The 22,336-nt window shown below is 74.1% G+C and carries 18 protein-coding genes, 1 tRNA gene and 1 pseudogene; 11 read left to right on the top strand and 9 right to left on the bottom strand.

Annotated elements, in window-relative coordinates:
* Positions 1–65: 65 nt before the first annotated feature.
* A complete protein-coding gene (locus tag ACZ4NT_RS22790; RefSeq protein ID WP_467727216.1) occupies positions 66–1,880 on the bottom strand; it encodes an ABC transporter ATP-binding protein in 1,815 nt (604 codons plus the stop codon).
* 299 nt (positions 1,881–2,179) lie between these two features.
* Positions 2,180–2,253: transfer RNA gene (locus ACZ4NT_RS22785), tRNA-Pro, on the bottom strand.
* A 115-nt stretch (positions 2,254–2,368) separates the two neighbouring features.
* Between ACZ4NT_RS22785 and ACZ4NT_RS22780 the strand changes: the two genes are divergently transcribed.
* The 3 genes and pseudogenes from ACZ4NT_RS22780 to ACZ4NT_RS22770 all read left to right on the top strand — a co-directional run.
* Entirely contained in the window at positions 2,369–2,890 is a 522-nt protein-coding gene (locus ACZ4NT_RS22780) for a DUF309 domain-containing protein (RefSeq protein ID WP_121407307.1), read from the top strand.
* Between the two features lie 127 nt (positions 2,891–3,017).
* A complete protein-coding gene (gene cobF, locus ACZ4NT_RS22775; RefSeq protein WP_467727214.1) occupies positions 3,018–3,788 on the top strand; it encodes a precorrin-6A synthase (deacetylating) in 771 nt (256 codons plus the stop codon).
* 97 nt (positions 3,789–3,885) lie between these two features.
* A pseudogene (locus tag ACZ4NT_RS22770) lies at positions 3,886–4,130 on the top strand (MFS transporter); the annotation flags it as partial.
* Positions 4,131–4,181: 51 nt separating this feature from the next.
* Here ACZ4NT_RS22770 and ACZ4NT_RS22765 read toward each other — a convergent pair.
* From ACZ4NT_RS22765 to ACZ4NT_RS22750, 4 genes are all read right to left on the bottom strand, one after another.
* Positions 4,182–4,928 carry a cobalt-precorrin-6A reductase gene (locus tag ACZ4NT_RS22765; RefSeq protein WP_121407306.1) on the bottom strand — a complete coding sequence of 249 codons (747 nt, stop codon included), beginning with the start codon at positions 4,926–4,928 and terminating at the stop codon, positions 4,182–4,184.
* A gap of 77 nt (positions 4,929–5,005) precedes the next feature.
* Positions 5,006–5,779: a sulfite exporter TauE/SafE family protein gene (locus ACZ4NT_RS22760; RefSeq protein ID WP_121407305.1), complete on the bottom strand. Its 774-nt coding sequence runs from the start codon at positions 5,777–5,779 to the stop codon at positions 5,006–5,008.
* A 73-nt stretch (positions 5,780–5,852) separates the two neighbouring features.
* Positions 5,853–7,361 carry a long-chain-fatty-acid--CoA ligase gene (locus tag ACZ4NT_RS22755; protein ID WP_467727211.1) on the bottom strand — a complete coding sequence of 503 codons (1,509 nt, stop codon included), beginning with the start codon at positions 7,359–7,361 and terminating at the stop codon, positions 5,853–5,855.
* A gap of 72 nt (positions 7,362–7,433) precedes the next feature.
* Positions 7,434–8,621 carry a thiolase family protein gene (locus tag ACZ4NT_RS22750; protein WP_467727209.1) on the bottom strand — a complete coding sequence of 396 codons (1,188 nt, stop codon included), beginning with the start codon at positions 8,619–8,621 and terminating at the stop codon, positions 7,434–7,436.
* Positions 8,622–8,891: 270 nt separating this feature from the next.
* Between ACZ4NT_RS22750 and ACZ4NT_RS22745 the strand changes: the two genes are divergently transcribed.
* The 3 genes from ACZ4NT_RS22745 to ACZ4NT_RS22735 all read left to right on the top strand — a co-directional run bounded on the left by ACZ4NT_RS22745 (position 8,892) and on the right by ACZ4NT_RS22735 (position 11,047).
* Positions 8,892–9,230 (top strand): DUF3140 domain-containing protein, encoded by a 339-nt coding sequence (locus ACZ4NT_RS22745; RefSeq protein WP_121407302.1) that lies wholly within the window; start codon positions 8,892–8,894, stop codon positions 9,228–9,230.
* Positions 9,231–9,238: 8 nt separating this feature from the next.
* Positions 9,239–9,886, top strand: a complete 648-nt coding sequence (locus tag ACZ4NT_RS22740; RefSeq protein WP_467727207.1) for an HhH-GDP family DNA glycosylase — start codon at positions 9,239–9,241, stop codon at positions 9,884–9,886.
* A gap of 624 nt (positions 9,887–10,510) precedes the next feature.
* On the top strand, positions 10,511–11,047 hold the full coding sequence (locus ACZ4NT_RS22735; protein ID WP_121407300.1) for a hypothetical protein: 537 nt from the start codon (positions 10,511–10,513) through the stop codon (positions 11,045–11,047).
* Between the two features lie 171 nt (positions 11,048–11,218).
* On the opposite strand, the gene fusA is transcribed toward ACZ4NT_RS22735, so the two are convergent.
* The gene (fusA, locus tag ACZ4NT_RS22730; protein ID WP_467727205.1) at positions 11,219–13,315 is read right to left on the bottom strand and encodes an elongation factor G; all 2,097 of its coding nucleotides are present in this window, start codon (positions 13,313–13,315) and stop codon (positions 11,219–11,221) included.
* Positions 13,316–13,802: 487 nt separating this feature from the next.
* On the opposite strand from fusA, the gene ACZ4NT_RS22725 reads away from it, so the two are divergent.
* From ACZ4NT_RS22725 to ACZ4NT_RS22715, 3 genes are all read left to right on the top strand, one after another.
* The gene (locus tag ACZ4NT_RS22725; protein WP_467727203.1) at positions 13,803–15,482 is read left to right on the top strand and encodes an FAD-dependent monooxygenase; all 1,680 of its coding nucleotides are present in this window, start codon (positions 13,803–13,805) and stop codon (positions 15,480–15,482) included.
* A 159-nt stretch (positions 15,483–15,641) separates the two neighbouring features.
* A complete protein-coding gene (locus ACZ4NT_RS22720; protein ID WP_467727281.1) occupies positions 15,642–17,621 on the top strand; it encodes a CASTOR/POLLUX-related putative ion channel in 1,980 nt (659 codons plus the stop codon).
* A gap of 100 nt (positions 17,622–17,721) precedes the next feature.
* Entirely contained in the window at positions 17,722–18,369 is a 648-nt protein-coding gene (locus ACZ4NT_RS22715; protein ID WP_467727202.1) for an HAD family hydrolase, read from the top strand.
* Positions 18,370–18,386: 17 nt separating this feature from the next.
* Here the strand turns inward: ACZ4NT_RS22715 and ACZ4NT_RS22710 are convergent, their stop codons facing one another.
* A complete protein-coding gene (locus ACZ4NT_RS22710; protein WP_121407296.1) occupies positions 18,387–19,034 on the bottom strand; it encodes a type III effector protein in 648 nt (215 codons plus the stop codon).
* A 194-nt stretch (positions 19,035–19,228) separates the two neighbouring features.
* On the opposite strand from ACZ4NT_RS22710, the gene ACZ4NT_RS22705 reads away from it, so the two are divergent.
* Together ACZ4NT_RS22705 and ACZ4NT_RS22700 are read left to right on the top strand one after the other, a co-directional pair.
* A complete protein-coding gene (locus ACZ4NT_RS22705) occupies positions 19,229–19,660 on the top strand; it encodes an Hsp20/alpha crystallin family protein (RefSeq protein WP_121407586.1) in 432 nt (143 codons plus the stop codon).
* A gap of 156 nt (positions 19,661–19,816) precedes the next feature.
* Positions 19,817–20,257 carry a DUF2267 domain-containing protein gene (locus tag ACZ4NT_RS22700; protein WP_121407295.1) on the top strand — a complete coding sequence of 147 codons (441 nt, stop codon included), beginning with the start codon at positions 19,817–19,819 and terminating at the stop codon, positions 20,255–20,257.
* 157 nt (positions 20,258–20,414) lie between these two features.
* Here ACZ4NT_RS22700 and ACZ4NT_RS22695 read toward each other — a convergent pair whose 3' ends face one another.
* Positions 20,415–21,860, bottom strand: a complete 1,446-nt coding sequence (locus tag ACZ4NT_RS22695) for a glyceraldehyde-3-phosphate dehydrogenase (RefSeq protein WP_121407294.1) — start codon at positions 21,858–21,860, stop codon at positions 20,415–20,417.
* Positions 21,861–22,336: the final 476 nt, after the last annotated feature.

Raw genomic sequence — 22,336 nt, 5'->3', positions numbered from 1 at the left:
GCGGGCCACTCCCTTGGTGTCCCTCCCGGTCGGGGCCGCGCGGGCGCCGTCCGGCCGGCTCGTGTTCAGAGCAGATCGGCCCCCGCGGGGGTGTCGTCGAGGAACCCGCCCGACTGGTGCTGCCACAGCTTCGCGTAGGTGCCGTCCCCGGCGAGCAGCTCCTGGTGGGTGCCCTGCTCGACGATCCGTCCGCGGTCGAGGACGACGAGCCGGTCCATGCCCGCGACCGTGCTGAGCCGGTGGGCCACCACCAGTGCCGTCCGCCCCTCCATGAGCCGCCACAGCGCCTCCTGCACGAGCAGCTCGCTCTCGGAGTCCAGAGCGCTGGTCGCCTCGTCGAGCAGCAGCACCGGCGCGTCGCGCAGGATCGCCCGGGCCAGCGCGACCCGCTGACGCTGGCCGCCGGAGAGCTTGACGCCCCGCTCGCCGACCATGGTGTCGAAGCCCTCCGGCAGCGCGTCGGCGAACTCGGTGACGTGGGCCGCCTCGGCGGCGCGGCGCACCTCGGCGTCCGTGGCGTCCGGCCGGGCGAAGGCGATGTTGGCCCGCAGCGTGCGGTGGAACATCGCCGGGTCCTGCGGGACATAGGCGATCAGACTGCGCAGGTCGGCCTGGCGCAGCCCGCTGATGTCCTGCCCGCCGATCAGGATGCGGCCGCCGTCGACGTCCGTCATCCGCAGCAGCAGCCGGGTGAGCGTGGTCTTCCCTCCGCCGGACCGGCCGACCAGCCCCACCTTCGTACCGCTGGGCACGGCCAGGTCGAGGCCGTCGAACAGCGGCCCGGCGCCGGCGTGGGCGAACGCCACCCCCTCGAAGCGGACGTCGGCGGGCCCCGGCAGCAGCGGCTCCGGGCAGGGCGGGTCGAGCACGGTGGGTGCCGTGAGCAGCAGCTCGGTGAACTGCGCGGCCTCGGTCATCGAGCTCTCCAGACGCCGGTAGATCTGGTTGAACTCGAACATGATCCGGGTCGCGTTGGTGTAGTACATGAAGGCGACCACCACCGCCTCCACCCCGAGCCTGCCGCCGCCGAGTGCCACCGCGAGCAGCAGGCCGAGCGCGTTCGTCAGGACCGACATCGGCGCGACGAGGGTGTCGATGCGCAGGTTGCCGTAGTCCCACGACCTGAGCGTGAGCCGTCGTGACTCCGCGACCCGGGACCGGTGCTCGGCGGCCTCGCCCTCCTCGGCGGCGAAGGCCCGCACCGTGTCCATGTTCATCAGGCTGTCCGCCACGTGGCCGGAGACCCGGGCGATCGCCTCCTCCCGCTGGTCGACGAGCGCCTGGCGGCGCCGGATGAGGGGCGCCACGCACAGGGCCGTCACCGCGATCATCACGAGGAGGCCGACCACGAGCAGCGGTTCATAGCGCCAGAGCACCACCGACCCGAAGACCAGCGGCACGAGACTGCCCAGGACCGAGAACGTGAGGGTGTCGACCGCCTCCTCGAAGCGGGAGGCGAAGCTCAGCACCCGTTTGGTCAGCGATCCGGCGAAGTTGTCGTGGAAGAAGGCGGCGTCCTTGGCGAACAGCTCGTCCATGCCGACGACGTACAGGTGCTCGATGCCGAGGGCGTCCAGCCGGTTCAGGCAGTGCAGCCCGAGACGCCACAGCAGCTCCGCGAGCAGCAGGATCCCCGCGAAGCCGAGCACGTACGGCAGCGTCGCGCCGAGCCCGGCACCGCTGTCGCCGGCGATGCGGCCCACCAGCTTCGCGACCACGAGCGGCGCGAGGTAGTTGATGCCGATGTTGCCGAGCGCCGGCAGCAGCATGGCGGGTACGGCGAGCCGGCGCAGGCGGGCCAACTCCCGTCCGTAGAAACGGAGTGCGAGGAACACCGCCCCTTTTCCGGGTGGCACCTCGCGTGACTTCGACCGTCCCATCCCACCCCCCGTGTCGGCGTGCGGCCCACCCGGGTCGGCCTCCGGCGGTGCGGGGCGCGACGACGGCATCGCGGTCGGCGTCGTGAGGCCGACACGCGTGCTCGGGCAGGCCGGGAACCGAAGTGTCGCGCGAGGGCGAGGGCGCGGTCCAAGCGTTTTCCCGGCCGGCGGCACCCCACGCACGGTTTCGGGCCACGCCGCGGAAGAGGCGGCGCGGGCGCCCGTCACCGGCTCGTCGCACGCCCCGCAAAAGCAGACCAGCGGGCCTGCCGTATCGGCAAACCCGCTGGTCACAACCGTCGGGACGACAGGATTTGAACCTGCGACCCCTTGACCCCCAGTCAAGTGCGCTACCAAGCTGCGCCACGTCCCGGTGCGCCTTCCGCGATGACCCGCGAGACGGCGCGAACAGAACTTTACCGCACGTCGGGAGCTGGTCCGAAGGGGGCGCGAGGGCGGTGCCGGGTCCCGGGCGGGACAATCGGAGGATGACCGGGACTTCTGCGGGGCGGACGGACGACGGGCGCGACCGGGACACGGAGGGACGGGCCCGCAGTGCCCGGCCCCGGGACGGGCTGGGCCGCCCCCTCCCGTACGGCGCGGACGGGGTCGAGCGGCAGCCGGAGGGGATCGTGCGCGACCCGGCGGAGACGATCGCCGAGGCGCAGGCCCTGCTGGACGCGGGGAAGCCGTTCCACGCGCACGAGGTCTTCGAGGACGCCTGGAAGTCCGGCCCCGAGGACGAGCGTGCCCTGTGGCGCGGGCTGGCCCAGCTCGCGGTGGGGCTCACCCACGCGGCCCGCGGGAACAGGACGGGCGGCGTCCGGCTGCTGCGTCGCGGTGCCGGGGCCGTCGAGCAGTGGGGCGCCGACTCCGGCCGGACCCGGCCATACGGTGTGGACCTGCCGGAACTCGCCGACTGGGCGCGGCGGTTGGCGCAGGCCGTGGAGCGGGACGGGCAGGCGGTGGACGCCGGGGAGTGCGCGCCGCGGCTGGCCGGAACCGCGTAGCGGCGGAGCCGCACCGGCCGGGAGTGAGGCGGAGCCGCCCCGGGGCGGGCAGTGCCCGCGAGGCGGGCGGATCCCGTACCGCGGACGCGGTGCGCCGGGCGCCGGGGGCGTGCGGCAGACTCGGGGCGTGCGAAAGATTCATGTCATCGGTATCGGGGCGGGCGACCCCGAGCAGCTCACCCTGCAGGCGGTCAAGGCGCTGCGGAGCACGGACGTGTTCTTCATCCTGGACAAGGGCGAGGTGAAGTCCGACCTCGTCCAGCTGCGCCGTGACATCCTCGACGCACATGTGCCGGAGGGGACGTACCGGCTGGCCGAGGCACGCGACCCGGACCGCGACCGGACGGCCGGGGGCGCCGCGTACTCCCCCGCCGTGGGTGACTGGCGCAGTGCCCGCGCGGAGATCTACGAGCGCCTGATCGCCGACGAGCTGGACGAGGACGAGAGCGGTGCCTTCCTGGTGTGGGGCGACCCCGCCCTGTACGACAGCACGCTCGGCATCCTGGAGGAGATCCTCGACCGGGGCGCGGTGACGTTCACGTACGACGTGGTGCCCGGCATCAGCAGCGTCTCGGCGCTCGTCGCGAGGCACCGCACCGGACTGAACCGGGTCGCCCGGCCCGTCCAGATCACCACGGGACGGCGGCTTTCGGAGGGCTTCCCCGAGGAGGTCGACGACGTCGTGGTGATGCTCGACGCCCACCAGGCCTTCCGGGCGTACGCCGACCAGGACATCGACATCTACTGGGGCGCCTACATCGGCACCCCGGACGAGATCCTCGCCTCGGGGCCGCTGGCCGAGACGGCACCCCGGATCGAGCGTCTGCGCGCCGAGGCCCGGGAGCGCAAGGGCTGGATCATGGACACCTACCTGCTGCGCAGGCACCCGCGGGAGTAGGCACCCGGGCGGATCGTCCCCGCATGCACCCGTGCCGCCCCGGTGTGAGGGTGGCCTCGTGACGATCACGCAGGAATCCGCGCCGTCCGCCGCCCCGGGGTACCTCACCCGTCACGACTCGCTCTTCTCGCACACCGAGGCGGGGCGCCGCGAGGCGGAGGTCGTCAGCGGAGCGTGGGGCGCGTGGCTGGCCGCGCGGGTGGAACAGGACATCGGCCGTCCTCGGGCGCGGACCTGCGGGCCGCCGTCGACAGCATCGCCAAACGGCTGCTCGCCGAGGACCTGGGGAGCGGTCTGCCCGTGAGGGCCCGGGCCCTCACGGCCGCCCCCGCGCCGGACTGAGCGACCGGCGTCCGGGGTGCGCCCGGGGCGGCCGCCGCACGCCGGGGTCCGTCACCGCGTGCCGAGGTCCAGCCGGTCCAGTACCGCCTCCGCGTCCGGGACGGCCGACACCCCGTCGGGCAGGGCCGGGCGGCGCACGACGACGACCGGAAGGCCCAGTTCGCGGGCGGCCGTGAGCTTCGCCGAGGTCGCCTCTCCCCCGCTGTCCTTCGTCACCAGGACGTCGATGCGGTCTCCGCTCAGCAGGGCCTTCTCGCCGGACACCGTGAACGGGCCGCGGGCCAGCAGCACGCGCGTACGGGGCGGCATCGGCGGCTCCGGGGGCTCGACCGAGCGGACGAGGAAGTCGAGTGCGGTCAGCTCCGCGAAGGCCGCGAGGCCGAGCCGGCCCGTGGTGAGGAAGACCCGGCTGCCGAGCCGGGGCAGCACCTCGGCGGCGGCGTCCAGGGAGGCGACGGGATGCCAGCGGTCGCCGGGGCCGGGCCGCCAGCCGGGGCGGCGCAGGACCACGGCCGGCACCCCGGCCGCGGCGGCCGCCCGCACCGCGTTCGCGGTGATGCCCGCGGCGAAGGGGTGGGTGGCGTCGACCAGGGCGTCCGCCCGGTGCTCGCGCAGCCAGGCGGCAAGACCGTCCGCGCCGCCGAACCCCCCGATGCGCACGTCCCCTTCGAGCGCGCCCGGCCGGGACACGCGCCCGGCGAGCGAGGTGGTCACCCGGACATCAGGGCGCTCCGCCAGGCGGGCGGCGAGCTCGCGCGCCTCGGTCGTACCGCCGAGGACCAGGATGTGCCGGGACATGGCGTCGAGCGTACGGGGACGGCGCGGGCGGCGGTCCGCCAGGTCGGGTGGCGCGGCACGGGCCCGGTGCGGGCCCGTCAGCGCAGCAGCAACTGGACCCCGCCGAGGACCGTCGCGGCGATCACGAGCCGCTCGAACAGGCGCTGGTTGATGCGGTGCACGGCCCAGGTGCCGAGCAGGGCGCCCGGCAGCACGAAGAGCGCGAGCGCCGCGTCGAGCAGCAGCGACGTCCCGTCGATCAGGCCCAGCCCCACGCTGAAGGGCACCTTGGACACGTTGACGACGAGGAAGAAGAAGGCGGAGGTGCCGAGGAAGCCGAGTTTGCGGAAGCCCGCGGACAGCAGGTACATCGACATCACGGGGCCGCCCGCGTTGGCGACCATCGTGGTGAAGCCGCCGAGCACCCCGTACGAGCGCGCCTTGGTCCGCCCCGTCCGCGTGGCGACCGCGTCCGGTTCCTCGTCCGTCCCGGCGGTCCGGCGGCGCCACAGCGTGACCGCCGCCATGAACAGCAGGATCGCGCCGATGGACGTGCGGACGATGCCGTCGTCGGCCCACAGCAGGAACAGCGTGCCGAGGACGACACCCGCGGCGACCGCGGGGAACAGCCGCCACAGCGTGGGCCAGTGGGCGTGCCGCCGGTAGGTGAGGACGGCCAGGACGTCGCCGACGATCAGGACGGGCAGCAGCACGCCGGTGGAGGCGCGGGCCGGCAGGACGGCGGCGAAGACGGCGAGGCTGACCGTGTTGGCCCCGCTCACCGCGGTCTTCGAGAAGCCGACGAGCAGGGCCGCCGCGGCGAGGGCGGCGAACTCCCAGAGGGATATGTGCCAGAGGGTCATCGTGTTCATGCGGGGACCGATGCTAGGCGCACCGATCTTGCCGCGTCAGGACCGTCTCGCCAGGTGGCCCCTGCGGCCTCGCTCAGCCCGCGTACTGCACCCGCAGCTCCCGCTTCAGGACCTTCATGCTGGGCCCGAGCGGCAGTTCGTCGGCGAACTCCACCCGCCGCGGGTACTTGTGGCGACCCAGGTGCTTCTTGGACCACTCGGTGATGTCCGAGGCGTCCGGGGCGGCTCCCGGCGCGCGGACGACGACCGCGCACACCTCCTCGCCGTGCAGTTCGTCCGGCAGGCCGATGACCGCGACCTGGGCGACGCCGGGGTGGCGCATCAGCACCTCCTCGACCTCCCGCGGGTAGACGTTGAAGCCGCCGCGGATGATGACGTCCTTCTTGCGGTCGACGATCCGCAGGAAGCCCTCCTCGTCCTTGGTGCCGAGGTCGCCGGTGCGGAACCAGCCGTCGACGAGGGCCTCGGCGGTCGCCTCGGGCCGCCCCAGGTAGCCGGAGAAGACGTTGTGGCCGCGGATGACGACCTCGCCCAGCTCCCCCGGGGGCAGCAGTTCGACGCGTCCCTCCACCTCGGCCCGGGCGATCTCGACGTCCACACCCCACAGGGGGTGCCCGATGGTGCCGGGCTTGGTGCCGAACAGGGGCTGGTTCACGGTCGCGGTCGGCGAGGTCTCCGACAGCCCGTACCCCTCGTAGACCGTCGCGCCGAAGGCCGCCTCGAAGCGCTCCAGGACGGCGACGGGCAGCGACGCGCCGCCGGAGATGCACACACGCAGGTCGGGGAGGGCGTCCAGGGAGGCCGCGGCCGCGGCCAGCGCGACGAACATCGTCGGCACGCCGTGGAAGGTGTTCACGCCCTCCTTGACCATCAGCTCGACGGCGCGGGCCGCGTCGAAGCGCGGCAGCAGGACGAGGGTCGCGCCCGCGCGCCAGGTGGAGTTCATCGAGACGGTCTGGCCGAAGGCGTGGAACAGCGGGAGTGCGCCGAGGGCGATGTCGTCGGGCCGGATGTCATTGGCGTCGAAGGCGTTGACCGTCGCGTTCATCACCAGGTTGAAGTGGCTCAGCACGGCCCCCTTGGGGACGCCGGTGGTGCCGCTGGTGTAGAAGACGACGGCGGGGTCGTCGGCCTGCCGGGTGACGTACGAGGGCAGCGGCTCGGCGTCCGCTGCGAGCCGCTCGAACTCGGTGCCGAGGGTGACGACCCGGACGTCCGTGGCGTCTGCGGCCGCCGTCCCGGTCTGCGCCTGCGCCGGGTGACACAGCAGCAGGGTCGCGCCGCTGTCCCTGAGGACGTGCTCGACCTCGGTGGCGGACAGCAGCAGATGGACGGGGACGACCACGCCACCCGCCGCCGCGATCGCGTAGTAGGCCTGCGGGAACTCGGCGGTGTTGGGCGCCATCAGCGCCACCCGGTCCCCGGGCCGCACACCGAGTCCGGCCAGGGCGCCGGCCTGGGCGAGGGCGCGCTGCCACACCTCGGCGAAGGTGAGGCGCAGATCGCCCTCGACGAGCGCCGTCCGGTCGGGGCGGCGCCGGGCGTTCTCGGCGAGGATCGCGGCGAGGGACAGGGTTGCCATGGAGGAGTACTCCGTTTCCGTGCTGGTGCGGCTCTGGACCAGGTCGTTCTGCGGTGTCGTCGGCGAAGGCTCTCAGGCCCGCTCGACGAGGACCGCGCTGCCCTGCCCGACGCCGACGCACATCGTGGCCAGGCCGCGTGCCGCGCCGGTGCGTCGCATGCGGTGGAGCAGGGTGGTGAGGATGCGGGCACCCGAGCATCCCAGCGGGTGGCCGAGCGCGATGGCGCCGCCCGTCGGATTGACGAGTTCGGGGTCGATGCCGAGCCGGTCCACGCAGGCGAGGGCCTGGGCGGCGAACGCCTCGTTGAACTCGGCCTCCGCGATGTCGTCGATCGTCCAGCCGACGCGGGCGAGCGCCTTCTCGGTGGCGGGCACGGGTCCGATGCCCATGACGTCGGGGTGGACGCCCGCCGAGGCCCCGGCGACGTACCGCCCGAGGGAGGTGAGCCCCAGCTCGTGGAGTGCGTCCTCGCTGACCAGGAGGAGTCCGGCGGCGCCGTCGTTCATCGGTGAGGCGTTGCCCGCGGTGACCGTGCCGCCGGGACGGAACACCGGCTTGAGCCGGGCGAGCTTCTCGTACGAGGTGTCCTCGCGGACGCATTCGTCGGCGTCGACGACGACGCCGTCCGGCCGGGTCACCGGCAGCAGCTCGGCGTCGAAGTACCCGTTCTTGCGGGCGTCCGCGGCCTGCCGGTGGCTGCGCAGCGCGAAGTCGTCCTGGCGTTCGCGCGGGATGCCGTGGCGCTCGGCGACCTCCTCGGCGGTCTCGCCCATGGACAGCACGCCGTGCAGGTCCTTCATCGCCGGGTTGACCAGGCGCCAGCCGAGCCGGGTGTCGACGGTCTCGATCCGGTGCGGCAGGGCCTCGTCGGGGCGCGGCAGGACGAACGGCGCGCGGCTCATGGATTCCGAGCCGCCGGCGAGCACGATGTCGGCCTCGCCCGCGGCGATCGTCCGGGCCGCCGTGGTGACGGCCTCCAGGCCGGAGGCGCACAGCCGGTTCACGGTGGCGCCGGGCACGCTCTCGGGCAGTCCGGCGAGCAGGGCGGCCATGCGGGCGACGTTGCGGTTGTCCTCGCCCGCCTGGTTGGCGGCGCCCCAGTAGACGTCGTCGATCCGGGCCGGGTCGAGGGCGGGCGTGTCGGCGACGAGGGCACGGAGCACGGCCGCGGCGAGGTCGTCGGGGCGTACGGCGGAGAGGGCTCCGCGCAGCTTGCCGATGGGCGTGCGGCGGGCGGCGGCGAAGTGGACGGGACGCACGACAGGACTCCTGACGGACACCGGACTATGACGGGCACCACATTAATTAGCACTGCTAGTTTTGGACTATAGACCGCCGCCCCGCCCGCTGGGAAGACCTCCCGGGAACGCCCGCGCGGCCGCTCGAGCCCGGTGGCGGCCACCGCCGGTTTCCGCCCATCCGTCCTGGGCACCCGCGCGTGGGGAACGGCACGTACCGCCAGGTCCGACCGGGGACCGGCGGCGGCCGGGACCGCGCACGGAGACGGGCAGCAACGGAAGGACCCGCACATGACCGACGCCCTCGAACTCGACGCCCTGTGGGACGAATTCCATCGCGTGGTGAACATGACGTCGCAGGAGCTGGCAGCGTGGCTGCGGGTCCGCGACGCCGACGAGAACGCCGAGCCGCTGCCGGAGCACGCGGGCACGCCCACCGGACAGCACGTGCTCGCGATCCTGCAGAAGCGGCGCACGGACCTCACCGAGGACGACGTCCGCGTCATGTACGAGGTGGTGGACACCGTCACCGCCGAGACGGACGCGGAGAAGGAGCCCGTGGCCGACGACGAGCGGCGGCGCCACCGGCTGATGACCCTGGGCCACGACTCGCTCAGGCCGCCGCAGTGAGGTGAGCCATGACCAACAGGCAGCGACGCGTGACCGAGGAACTCCTCGCCTCGTACGGCCGCACCTACGCCGACGAGGCGGGCATCGCGCTGCGGAACACCCCGCAGCCGCTGTACCGCACCCTGGTTCTGGCCTGCCTGCTGAGCGCGCGGATCCGCGCCTCCGTCGCCGTGGCGAGTGCCCGTGCGCTGTACGACGCGGGACTGGGCGATGCCCGCCGCATGGCCGACGCGGACTGGCAGGAGCGGGTCGACGCGCTGGGCGCCGGCGGCTACCGGCGGTACGACGAGCGCACGGCCACCCAACTCGGCGACGGGGCGCGGTTGCTGACGGAGCGTTGGGGAGGCGACCTGCGCCGCATGCGGGACGAGGCGGACGGGGATCTCTCCCGACTGCGGGGACTCCTGCGGGAGATACCCGGGATCGGGCCCGCGGGTGCGGACATCTTCCTGCGCGAGGCACAGCGCGTCTGGCCCGAGGCGGCGCCGTATCTCGACGGCAAGGCGCTGTCGGGCGCGCGCCGGCTCGGCCTTCCGGAGGAGCCCGGCCGGCTCGTCGCACTCGCCGGGGACGCCGAACCGGCCGTCCTGGCCGCCGCGTTGGTCCGCTCGGCCCTCGACCGGAAGATCGCCGACGAGGTCCTCGCCGCCGCCTGAGGGCGGCGCCTGCGCCCACGGGCCGGCGTCGCCGTCGGGCGCGGGCGGCGCCTCCGGGGAGCCGGGTGACCGCCGTGAACGCCGCCACGGCGGCCCCCGTGCCCAGGGCGAAGGCGGCACACCGGGCCCAGGCCGAGTCCGCGGGGACCGGATCGGCCACGAGGACCAGCCCCAGGACGGACCACCCGACCGCGAGCCACCGTCACGAGGGCCCACCACCGGAGCCGGACACACTCGACGTCGTCGTCGGCCTTGGCCAACCGCGCGGCGAAGGCCGTCAGCTCGACCGCGTCCCGCAGACCGGGGGCGGCGGCGCCCGCCCCGAAGGCCGGACCGAACAGCCGGACCCGCGCCAGGGGGACGATCGGGCGCGCTCGGCACAGGCACGGCTCACGCCGGTCCGGACCCGCGAACGGAGCGCCGGGTTGTACGTGCCGCGGGTCCCGGCCGCGCGGGGGGGGGCGCGCGGTCGGCCCTGCCGCGCCCGGCTCCTCGCCGGCCCCGTTCTCCCGCAGGTCCGGGGACGACCCGCCTGGGCCCCCGCCCGTGCCCGCGGCTCACGGGGCGCGGCAGGTGCCGGGGCGCGCCCCGGGTCGTCCCGCACGACCCGGGTACCCGTCGCCCATGACCACCAACAGTGCACCCCTGCGCGCCGTCGGCACGGACCGCCGGACCACCCGCACGGACCTGCTCGGCATCTACCTCAACGACCATCTCAGCGGTGCCACCGCGGGGGCCGAGCGCGCCCGGTACATGGTCGCGTCGCTGAAGGGCTCGGCGACCGGCACCGCCGTCGAACCGATCGCGGCGGAGATCGCCGAGGACCGGGCCGCCCTGCTCGGCCTCATGGAGCGGCTCGACGTCCCCGTGCGGCGGTACAAGGTCCTCGCGGGCCGGCTGGGCGAGCGGGTGGGCCGCCTCAAGACCAACGGCCGTCTCGTACGGCGTTCCCCGCTCAGTTCCCTGCTGGAGCTGGAGGTGCTGCGGCTCGGGGTGGAGGGCAAGGCGGCGGCCTGGCGGCTGCTGCGCCTGCTCGCGGAGAGCGACGACCGGCTGGACCCGCGGCAGCTCGACGTGCTGCTGGAGCGCGCGGAGCGGCAGCGGGACACTCTGGAGGCCCTGCGCGTCCAGCAGAGCAGGACGGCGTTCCGGAAGCGCTGAGACGGCCGGGGCCCGGGGAACTCCGGCCCGCACATGCGTCGCCCCCGCGCCTGCCGCCCCGGTCGCCGGCCCCTCCGCCTCGGCCCGCGCGCCCTCCGCCTCTCCTCCGCCCGGACGGTCCCGCCCGCCCGGACGGTCCCGCCCGCCCGGTCGGGCGGGACCGTCGTCGGGTCAGCGGGCCGGGCTCGGGCGGGACGCCGGGCCGGGGGCCGGGGCGTATCCCGCGGGCCGGGTGGTGAAGACCCCGCGGCCCTGCGTCCGGCTGCGCAGCCGCGTCGCGTAGCCGAACAGCTCGGCCAGCGGCACGGTGGCGGTGAGCACCGCCGCTCCCCCGCGCGTGGTGGAGCCCGTGACCCGGCCCCGGCGTGCGGCCAGGTCGCCGAGTACACCGCCCACGGCGTCGCCGGGCACGGTGACCGTGACGTCGGCCACCGGTTCCAGCAGCACCATCGTGCTCGCGCGCAGGGCCTCCCGGAGGGCGAACCGGCCGGCGGCCCGGAACGCCATCTCCGAGGAGTCCTTCGGATGCGTCGCCCCGTCGGTCAGCACCACGCGCAGCCCCGTCACCGGATGGCCGCCCAGCGGTCCCTCCGCGAGCGCGTCCCGGCAGCCGGCCTCCACCGCGCGGACGTACTCCTGCGGCACCCGGCCGCCGACGACGGCCGACCGGAACGCGAAGCCCGTGGCGCCGCCCTCGCCGTCGGGGGCGGCCTCCAGCGGTTCCACGTCGAGGACGACATGGGCGAACTGACCGGCGCCGCCTTCCTGTTTGACGTGCCGGTACACCAGGCCGCCGACCCCGCGTACGACGCTCTCCCTGAGGGCCACCCGCGGCCGGCCCACCCGGACGTCCAGACCGTGCGCCCGGCGGATCTTCTCCACGGCCACCTCCAGATGCAGCTCGCCCATGCCCGACAACGTCGTCTGGCCGGTCTCCGGGTCGGTCCTGAGGACCAGCGAGGGGTCCTCCTCCACCAGCCGCGCCAGCGCCGCCGACAGGCGGTCCGTGTCCGTGCTCGCGCAGGCCTCGACCGCCGTCGAGACCACCGGGTCGGCCACGGCCGGCGGTTCGAGCACCAGCGGAGCCCCGGCCGCGCACAGGGTCGAACCGGCCCGGGCCGACTTCGGGCCGATCACCGCGACGATGTCACCGGCCACCGCGGTGCCCAGCTGGGCATGGCGGTCCGCCTGCACGCGCAGGACCCGGCCGACGCGCTCGGTGCGCCCCGTGCTCGCGTTCCACACCGTCTCTCCCTTCCGGATCGTTCCCGAGTACACACGGATGAAGGTCAGCCGTCCCCGCGCCGTGGCGTCGACCTTGAACGCCAGTGCCGCGAGCGGCGCCTCCGGGTCGGCCGCCCGTTCCTGTTCCGTGCCCTCCCAGGTGCCGCGCGCCGCGGGTACGTCGAGCGGCGAGGGCAGATAGGCCACCACGGCGTCCAGCAGCGGTTCGATCCCGCGGTTGCGGTAGGCCGAGCCGCACAGCACGACCACCCCGTCACCACTGCGGGTCAGGTCGCGCAGCGCGGACCGCATCGTGTCCGCGGAGACCGTGGAGCTCGTGCAGAACTCCTCCAGCGCCCGGGGGTGCAGCTCCGCCACCGCCTCCTCCAGCAGCCGGCGACGGCGCAGCGCCTCGTCGCGCAGCGCGTCCGGCACGGGCCCCTCCTCCACGGCGCCGCCGCCGTCGGGCCAGACCGAGGACCGCATCCGGACGAGATCGACGACACCGGTGAAGCCGTCCTCCGCGCCGATCGGCAACTGGACGACCAGCGGGGCGGGATGGAGCAGTTCGCGGATCGACCCGACCGCCGAGTCGAGGTCGGCACCGGCCCGGTCCAGCTTGTTGACGAAGGCGATCCGCGGCACGCCGTACCGGTCGGCCTGCCGCCACACGGCCTCGCTCTGCGGCTCGACACCCGCGACGGCGTCGAACACGGCGATCGCGCCGTCGAGCACGCGCAGCGAGCGCGTCACCTCGTCGGAGAAGTCGACGTGCCCAGGGGTGTCGATCAGGTTGATGCGGTGGGCGTCCCAGTCACAGCTCACGGACGCGGCGAAGATGGTGATGCCCCGGTCGCGTTCCTGGGAGTCGAAGTCGGTGACGGTCGTCCCGTCGTGGACCTCACCGCGCTTGTGGGTGGTCCCGGTGAGATACAGGATCCGCTCGGTGACGGTGGTCTTGCCGGCGTCGACATGGGCGAGGATGCCCAGATTGCGGACGGCGGCAAGCGGGTTGACGGGATGACGGTGCAGGTCGGTACGCACGGCCCGGGCCTTTCGGAGCGTTGCGGAAGAAGGGCGGGCGCGATTCCCGGACGGCATCACCCGCGGACGGCCCGGGTTCGGGGCCCGGCGAGCCCGGCGCGGGCCCGCGGAGGGTTTCACGCCGAGTGACGCACCGTCAGATGTGCAGGGTTCAGACGTCCTTCGGGAACATCCGGTACCGGCCGCGCAGCGGGCACCGGACGGACGAGGACACGAGGATCACCTCGTAGCGTGACCGGGGGACGACGACAGCGGTGCAGCAACGCACGGCCGGCTCCCCTCGTTCGTCACGGCGTGCTGCGACGGTGTGCCGCGCACGGTGTGGGGCGAGTGTAGGGAACCGGACCCGTCGGGAGCACCGTATTTTCCTCCCCCGCACCCGCGACGGCACGGCGGGCCGAGCGGATGCACGGCCGCGCCCCGCGACCGACCATGGACGGGGAGGTACGGGGGCGGATCAGCGGGAGTTCCGGATCAGGAGGCGTCCATGCCACGCAACGACACCAGCACCGACGTCCTGGTCGTGGGCGCCGGTCCGGTCGGGCTCACCGCGGCGGGTGCGCTGCGGCGGCGCGGCATCGGGGTCCGCCTCGTCGACCGGCTGCCGGCCCGGCTGCCGTACGCCAAGGCCGTGGGCATCCAGCCCCGCACCCTGGAGATCTGGGACCGGATGGGTCTCGTCAGACCGGCGCTGGAGGCGGCGGTCCCGATGCGCGGGCAGCTGCTGTACGTGAACGGCGCCGAGCAGCCCGGCTTCGACCTGGTGCTGCCGCCCGAGGTGCCGTACGGCTTCGCCGCGCTGCCGCAGTACGAGACGGAGCGGATCCTCGAGGAGTTCGCGGCCCGGTTCGGCACCCGCGTCGAGCGGGGCACGGAACTCGTGGGGTTCCGACAGGACGAGGACGGCGTGACCGCCCGCCTCGTCACCGCCTCCGGTCCGGTCGGAGCCGCGGCGGCGGTGACCCACGAGGAGGAGATCCGGTGCCGCTACCTGGTGGGCTGCGACGGGGCGCACAGCGTCGTCCGCAAGGGGCTCGGCCTCACCTTCGAGGGCGGAGCCTTCCCCGACACGTACATGCTGGCCGACGTGGAGGTCGACTGGGACCTGCCGCCCGGCTACGGCGTGCGCGCCGTGCACCGGGGTGCGGACGGCACGATCGACGACCTCCTCGTGTGCATCCCGCTGCCCGGCCGGGGCCGGTACCGGATGTCGACCACGGTCCCGCCGGAGCTCTCCGGGGCCCCGCAGACCGCCGGCGGGGATACCGGCGGGGACGCGGTGCTGCACGGACTGGGCACCGGGCAGGGGCCCGCACTCCCCGACGTCCAGAAGGTGCTCGACCGGCTGTCGCCGCAGCCGGTGACCGCCTCCGCCCTCCGCTGGTCCTCGGTGTTCCGCATCAGCCACCGGATCGTGGACCGGTACGGCGAGGGCCGCGTCTTCGTCGCCGGCGACGCCGCCCACATCCACCCGCCCACCGGCGCCCAGGGCATGAACACCGGCATCCAGGACGCGTACAACCTCGCCTGGAAGATCGCTCTCGCGGTCGAGGGGGCCGCCGGTCCGGCCCTGCTCGCCAGCTACGACGCCGAGCGCCGCCCGGTCGGCGAGGAGGTCGTCGGGCGCACCGTGCGCCATGCCGCCGAGGGCGTCCAGGCCGATCCGGACGACCCGGCGACGCTGATGCTGCGCGAGGCGCAGCTGCTCGTCGGCTACCGCGACAGCCCCGTCGTGGGCCCGCCGGACCCCGCCCTGGACGGTGCCGGTCCGCAGCCCGGCGACCGGGTCCCGGACTGCGGCGGGCTGGTCGGCCGGATCGCGACGACGCCGCAGCGGCTGTACGACGTGCTCCGCGACCGCGCGCACGTCCTGCTGCTGTACGGGGCCGGTGCGCCGGGCGAGGACTTCGAGGAACTCGCCCTGGCGGCGGCCGAGTCGACGCGCGGCAGGGTGGAGACATGTGCCGTCGCCCCGGCGGCCGACGCCGCGGCCGACGCGGGTCCGCTGCCCGTGTACCGGGACGTACGGGGCGAGTTCGCCCGCGGCTTCGCGGCCCAGGCGCCGACCGCCTTCCTCGTACGGCCCGACGGGTACCTCGCAGCCCGGCTCCATCCGCCCACCGCCGAGGCACTCCGCGCCTGCCTCGCACTGGTCTTCCGCAGCTGAGGGACGGCGGCCCCGGCCGTCCGCGGAGCGGCCTGCACGGTGCCGCCTGCCCGAAAGAATGAATCAGCTCCGGATTGCCGCGTGTCCCGAGGGCGCACCCCGCACTGTGCCAAGCGGATATGCCGGACGAGTCGAGGGGTGGGAGTGGGCGGAAAACGGCTGGAGGGGCGGCGGGTGTCCTTGCCGGACCGGGCGCGCTACCGGTTCGACCGGACGCTGGCCAGGAGCACCGGTTCCCTGATGGGCTGGCTGGTCGTCGGCTGTCTGGCCGTCGTCGTCCCGGTGAGCGCGCTGCTGGTGTGGACCGATCCCGGCTCCCCGCGGTCCGTGTCGGGCCGGCTGACGGCGGTGTGGCGGACCAGCGCGGAAACCCTGCGTCTGGGAGCGGTGAGCGGCACGCCGCTGCGCATGCTGCTGTCGGCCGTGCTGGGGCTGGTCGCCCTGCTGTGCGTGTCGACCCTCGTCGGGGTGATCACCACCGGCCTGGCCGAGCGGCTTGCCGAGCTGAGCCGCGGCCGCTCGACGGTGCTGGAACGGGGTCACGCGGTCGTGCTCGGCTGGTCGGACCAGGTGCCCACGGTGGTGGCCGAGCTGGTCGCCGCGCAGGCTCCGCACCGGCCCAGGGCCGTCGTCCTGCTCGCCGACCGGGACAAGACCGAGATGGAGCGGGCGCTGGCCGCGCAGCTCGGCCCGGCCGGCCGCACGAGGCTGGTCTGCCGCAGCGGTCCGGCGAGCGACCCCGGCGTCCTCACGCTGGTCAGTCCCCGGACGGCGAGCACCGTGCTGGTGCTGCCGTCCGGGGAGCCGACGGCCGACGCGGAGGTCCTGCGCACCCTGCTGGCGCTCCGGGCGGTCCTGGGCGAGGGGACCGAAGGACCACCGGTGCTGGCCGCGGTCCGGGACGACCGGTTCCGGGCGGCGGCGCGGCTCGCCGCGGGCCCCCGCGGGACGGTGCTGGAGACCGACACCGTCACGGCCCGGCTGATCGCGCAGTGCGTCGGCCGCCCCGGCCTCTCGCTCGTCCTGCGCGAGCTGCTCGACTTCGCGGGCGACGAGTTCCACCTGGCGGACGCCACGCCGTTCCACGGGGGCCCGTTCGGCGCGGCCCTGCTCGGCCACGCCACCGCCTGTGTGGTCGGACTGCTCACCCCGGCGGGACGGACGCTGCTCAACCCGCCCGCCGGCACCGTCGTGGCTCCGGGGAGCCGCCTGATCGTCCTCGCGCGGGACGAGGGCGCCGCCGAGCCGGAGGACTGCCGTCACCTCGTGGACCCGTCGGCGGTCACGACGGCGGAGCCGCCGCCCGGCGGCGCCGCGCATCTGCTGCTCCTCGGCTGGAACCGGCGGGCGCCGCTGGTCGTGGACCAGTTGCGGCGCACGGCCCGGCCGAGATCGGTGCTGGACGTGGTGACGGACCGGGCCGTACCCGCTCCGGCGCGGGAGCCCGGGCCGGACCCGGCGGTGGCGGCCCGGCTGTCCGTCCGGTTCCAGTCGGCCGCCCTGTCGCGCCCCGAGACCCTGCTCGGCTTCGACCTCACCCCGTACGACGGGACGGTCGTCCTCGGGCCGGACCCGGGGGACGGCCCCGACCGTCCGGACGACCGGACCCTGGTGACGCTGCTGGCCCTGCGGCTGCTTCAGGAACGCACCGGCCGTGAGCTGCGGGTGGTCACCGAACTCACCGACGACCGCAACCGGCCCCTGGCCCCCCTCGATCCGGGCTCCGACGTCATCGTCAGCGGCGAACTGACCGGCCTGCTCATGGCGCAGATCGCCCAGAACCGGCATCTGGCCGCCGTCTTCGACGAGTTGTTCTCGGCCGACGGCAGCACGATCTGCCTGCGGCCGGCCGGGCACTACGTCGGCCCGGACGGTGCGGCCACCTTCGCGACCGTCGTGGCCGCCGCCCGCGACCGCGGCGAGTGCGCCATCGGATACCGCCGCCACGACCGGCGGGCGCTGCCCCCGGACCACGGGGTCCGCCTCAACCCCCACAAGGGCGAGCGGCGCGTGTGGCATCCCGCGGACCAGGTGATCCTCGTGGCGACCGAACCCGCGGGCGACGCCGGTGCCGCCGACGGGCGCCCGCACGCCCTGCCGGAGCCGGCCCCGCACCCCCGGCCGCGCGCACCGCAGTGACCGGCGTCACGGGCTTGCGACGACGGGGCGGCGAGCGGTGCGCCGTCCCGCCGGTGAGACACCCGGGCGCGGGAGCGGGACGCCGGGCTAAGGTCGCCGCATGCGCCTGGCCCTCTTCGACCTGGACGGAACCCTGGTCGACCGACGTTCCGCGTTCGCCGATGCCGTGGCCGAGCTGGCTCGGACCCACGGGTACGGGCCGGACGTCGAGCACTGGATGCTCACGCACCTGGCCGACCGGGGACGCCCGGAGGACTTCGCCCGCCTCCGCGAGGTCTTCAACCTGGACGAGACCGCCGGGGAGCTGTGGCGCGCGTACATCGACCGCATGGCGGCCGCCGTCACGTGCCGGCCGGCCGTGCTCGACAGCCTGGCACGGCTCAGGGCCGCCTCCTGGACCATCGGCGTCGCGACGAACGGGCCCTCCGACATCCAGCGCGCCAAGATCCGCGCCACCGGCCTCGCCGACCTGATCGACGGGATCGCGGCCAGCGGCGACATCGACGTCCGCAAACCGGATCCCCGCCTGTTCGAGCTGGCGGCGGCCCGCTGCGGCACGCAGCTGTCACGCGACGACTGGATGATCGGCGACGACCCGGAGAACGACATCGCCGGCGGCTACAAGGCGGGCCTGCAGCCCGTCTGGGTCCGCGGACGGCCCTGGCCGGACGATCTCGCCGTCCCCCACCACAGCGTGGACGACGTGACCCAGGCGATCGACTACCTGCTCACGCACTCCGCGGGCTGACCCGCACCCCGCGCGGCCTACGGTCCGCCGGTGGAACGCTGCCGGCGCTCCGTCTCGCGCATCCGCCGGGTACGGCGGCCGATGTCACCGACCCGGTCCGCGAGCTCGGGATGCGCGGGACGCAGGTGGGGCCCGGCCGCCGAGAGCGGGTCCAGCAGCCGGGCCGGATCACTGTGGCCGAGGGCCGCCCGCAGCGCACCCAGCGCGTCCGTCGCCGCGGCCGGGAGGTCGGGCAGGGCGGTGATCGTCCCGGCGAGCTGACGCAGGGCGGCGGCGTTGTCGTGGGCCCAGGACGCGACGGAGCGGTCCGCCGCGCGCCGGTCACGGGTGGCCTGCACCCGCTGCTCCTTGGTCGTGCCGGCTTCCCCGGGGCGTACGCGCAGATACCGCCGCTCGGCCGCCTGGCGGCTGGAGACGCCGAGCGGACGGGCGAGGTCCGCCCAGCTGGCGCCCGCCTCCCGCGCCGTCTCGATCAGGCCGGGTTCCCAGTCGGCGAGCTGCTCGCGCACCTCGCGCAGGAGCAGCAGCGCCGCCATCGCCTGCTCGGGGTCGTCGGTCGACGACGCGTCGGCGGTGCGCGCCGTCCGCATGGCCTGCGCAATGGACTCGAGCGCGGCGGCGGCCGCCATGAAGGAGGCCGGGGCCGGTGTGCCGTCGTCGTTCATCGCCTCTCCTTCCTCTCCTTCGCGGGAGGGTCGGGACCCGGTCCCCGGGGTCCGTGCCGGATCGCGGAGCACTCCGGGACCGGTCGTCATCCACTGGATGACATCTCGCTTGTCGTCGAATGGATGACATGCTACAACGGAGTCAGGTGAAGCGCATTGGCAGCAACTGCCTGAACCTTCTGGAGGTGTTTTCCGTGTTGATGCGCACCGACCCGTTCCGTGAACTCGACCGGCTGGCCCAGCACCTGATGGGTCCGGGAACGTGGTCCCGCCCCTCCGCGATGCCGATGGACGCCTACCGCGACGGCGACCAGTACGTGATCGCGTTCGACCTGCCGGGCATCGACCCCGACGCGCTGGACATCGACGTCGAGCGGAACATGCTCACCGTGCGCGCCGAGCGGCGCCCCCTCGCCCGCTCGGAGAACGCGCAGACCGAACTGTCCGAGCGGCCCCTCGGCGTGTTCTCCCGCCAGGTCGTGCTGGCCGACACTCTCGACACCGAGCACATCACGGCCGACTACGAGGCCGGTGTGCTGACCCTGCGCATCCCGATCACCGAGCGCGCCAGGCCCCGCAAGATCAGTGTCCGCGCCGACGGGCAGCGCAAGGAACTCGACAGCTGATCGGCCGGTCGGCCGCCCGCCGTTCCGGCCCGGGGCGGTCCCCCGCGGCGCCCACGAGCCACCGCGGCACGGCCCGCCCCCGCCGGGACGGCGGCCCCGACCGGAACCGGCCACGCCCAGATATCGGTCCTCGCAAGGAAAGACGTCGCAGCTCCCATGACCCTCCTCACCCCCGCCGCACCCCCCGTGCCCGCGCCGGCCGTCACCTACGAGCAGCTGCTGGAGAAGGTGCGCTACGAGGGCGCGTATCCCACCCGCCGCCGGGCGGAAGACGTCGTGCGCCGCGTGCTCCAGGCTCTCGGCCGGCAGTTGACGGGGGACGAGCGCGTCGAGCTCGCCGCCCGCCTCCCCCGGGAGGCCGCGGCCTTCCTCGCCTCGCAGATCCCTTCCGGAGAACCGCTCAGCGGGTGGGGTTTCGTGAAGGACCTCGCCGAACGCACCGGCGGCACCCCGGCGACGACCCGATGGGACACAGGATCGGTCCTCGGCGTCGTCGCCCGCCTCGCCGGTGACGAGCTGATCTCCCGCGTCATCCGCCGACTGCCGGACGGATACGCCCTGTTGTTCGGACGGGCACAGCTCGTGCAGGCCGCCTGACGAACGCCGGCGCTCCGCTCCCGGCCCACCGTTCACGACGGGAGCCCGCTCCCCGAAAACAGCCGTACGCGGTGCCACCCCTGTCGTGGGGGCGGGCACCGCGTACGGCTTCCTGCTGCGGGTCACGCCGGCGGACTCCCGGCGCGGCCGGTCCGGGTCAGCTCACCGGGACCGGGTACGTCGGGTACTCCACGCCGGACACGTGCTGGACGACACGGATCACCTGGCACGAGTAGCCGAACTCGTTGTCGTACCAGAGGTAGAGGATCGCGTCGTCGCCCTCGACCTTGGTGGCACCGGCGTCGACGATCGAGGCGTGGCGCGAGCCGATGAAGTCGCTGGAGACCGCGTCGGGAGCGCTGATGAAGTCGATCTGACGCTTGAGCGGCGAGGTCAGCGACACGTTGCGCAGGTAGTCGAGGACCTCCTCGCGGGTCGTCTCGCGCCCCAGCCGCAGGTTCAGGATCGCGATGGAGACGTCCGGCACGGGCACGCGGATCGAGCTGCCGGTGATCCGCGCCTTGAGGTCGGGCAGCGCCTTGGCGACGGCGGAGGCGGCGCCGGTCTCGGTCAGCACCATGTTCAGCGGCGCCGAGCGGCCACGGCGGTCGGAGTTGTGGTAATTGTCCAGCAGGTTCTGGTCGTTGGTGAACGAGTGGACCGTCTCCACGTGGCCGCGCAGCACGCCGTACTCGTCCGCCATCGCCTTCAGCGGCGGGACGATCGCGTTGGTGGTGCAGGACGCGCAGGACAGGATCTGCTCGTCGGGCTTGATCGTGTCGTGGTTGACGCCGTGGACGATGTTGGGGACGTCGCCCTTGCCCGGAGCCGTCAGGACGACCTTGTCGATGCCCGGGCGCAGGTGCTGCGACAGGCCCTCGCGGTCGCGCCACTTGCCGGTGTTGTCGATGAGGATGGCGTCCTTGATGCCGTACGCCGTGTAGTCGACCTCCGACGGGTCGCTCGCGTAGATCACCTTGATCTCGTTGCCGTTGGCGATGATCGTGCTGTTCGCCTCGTCGACGGTGATCGTGCCCTGGAACTGGCCGTGGATGGAGTCGCGGCGCAGCAGCGAGGCGCGCTTGACGATGTCCTGGGCGCCGCCCTGCCGGACGACGACGGCACGCAGGCGCAGGCCGTTGCCCGAACCGGCCTTCTCGATCAGCAGGCGGGCGACGAGCCGGCCGATGCGGCCGAAGCCGTACAGGACGACGTCGCGGCCCTCGCGGCGCTCGATCTTGTTCGCGCCGGTGGCGCCGGCGACGGCCTCGGCCGTGAAGTCGGCCACGGAGAGGCCGCGGTCGTCCGACTTGTAGGTCGCGGCGAGCATGCCGATGTCGATCTGGGACGGGCCGAGGTCGAGCGTGGTGAGCGTCTGCAGGAAGGGCAGGGTCTCGGTGACCGAGAGCTCCTCGCCGGCCATCTGCCGGGCGAATCGGTGGGTCTTGAGAATGCTGACCACCGACTTGTTCACCAGGGAGCGGCTGTGCAGCAGGACCGTGACGTCCCGCTCACGGTGCAGCTTCCCGATGATCGGGATCATCGACTCCGCGATCTCCTCGCGGTTCTTCCAGTTGGTGAACGAGTCGTCGTTGACAGTCACAGGTTTATCTTTCGAGCTAGGCGGTGCTCAGATGTTAACGCTCCCGTTCGCCGGGTCGAGCAGGGGGTGCCTGTTGGCCCGGATGCCCTGGCCTGACCGGGGAAACGGCGGCCCGTGCCCGGAGCGCGGCTGCCTCCCGGATCTCGCCCGGGCCGAGGAGCGTCCGCGAGGTCAAGGGGAGCGACATCCTGGCGGCGCCGCCGCGCGAGACCCCGCGCCGCTGCACGATCCGGCCGACGACGAGGGCGCCGCGCGCCGCCCGTTCCTGCGCCGCCGCGTTCTGGCGGTCAGGGCGGCGAAGTCCTTCTGCCCGCCGGAGAAGCAGCCGACGAGCACGACCTCCGCGCCCTCGGAGACGAAGGCGGGCGTGCGTCGACGGGCCCGGTGCGGCCCCGCGCGCCGGGGCGGACGCCGTCCGCGTAACGCGGTGCTGGTGCACGACCGGAGGCTGGAGGCGGCGTCCTCCTCGGCGACAC

The sequence above is a fragment of the Streptomyces sp. NPDC026417 genome, from assembly GCF_055567695.1.
Note: the sequence above shows the minus strand (reverse complement) of the source record. Positions and strands in the feature narration are given on the sequence as shown.

Coding starts and splice junctions, on each gene's coding strand:
- ACZ4NT_RS22725 (WP_467727203.1), top strand. CDS start 13,803: ATGCCACGCAACGACACCAGCACCGACGTCCTGGTCGTGGGCGCCGGT.
- ACZ4NT_RS22790 (WP_467727216.1), bottom strand. CDS start 1,880: ATGGGACGGTCGAAGTCACGCGAGGTGCCACCCGGAAAAGGGGCGGTG.
- ACZ4NT_RS22755 (WP_467727211.1), bottom strand. CDS start 7,361: ATGGCAACCCTGTCCCTCGCCGCGATCCTCGCCGAGAACGCCCGGCGC.
- ACZ4NT_RS22745 (WP_121407302.1), top strand. CDS start 8,892: ATGACCGACGCCCTCGAACTCGACGCCCTGTGGGACGAATTCCATCGC.
- ACZ4NT_RS22740 (WP_467727207.1), top strand. CDS start 9,239: ATGACCAACAGGCAGCGACGCGTGACCGAGGAACTCCTCGCCTCGTAC.
- ACZ4NT_RS22780 (WP_121407307.1), top strand. CDS start 2,369: ATGACCGGGACTTCTGCGGGGCGGACGGACGACGGGCGCGACCGGGAC.
- ACZ4NT_RS22735 (WP_121407300.1), top strand. CDS start 10,511: ATGACCACCAACAGTGCACCCCTGCGCGCCGTCGGCACGGACCGCCGG.
- ACZ4NT_RS22765 (WP_121407306.1), bottom strand. CDS start 4,928: ATGTCCCGGCACATCCTGGTCCTCGGCGGTACGACCGAGGCGCGCGAG.
- ACZ4NT_RS22710 (WP_121407296.1), bottom strand. CDS start 19,034: ATGAACGACGACGGCACACCGGCCCCGGCCTCCTTCATGGCGGCCGCC.
- ACZ4NT_RS22700 (WP_121407295.1), top strand. CDS start 19,817: ATGACCCTCCTCACCCCCGCCGCACCCCCCGTGCCCGCGCCGGCCGTC.
- ACZ4NT_RS22760 (WP_121407305.1), bottom strand. CDS start 5,779: ATGAACACGATGACCCTCTGGCACATATCCCTCTGGGAGTTCGCCGCC.
- ACZ4NT_RS22715 (WP_467727202.1), top strand. CDS start 17,722: ATGCGCCTGGCCCTCTTCGACCTGGACGGAACCCTGGTCGACCGACGT.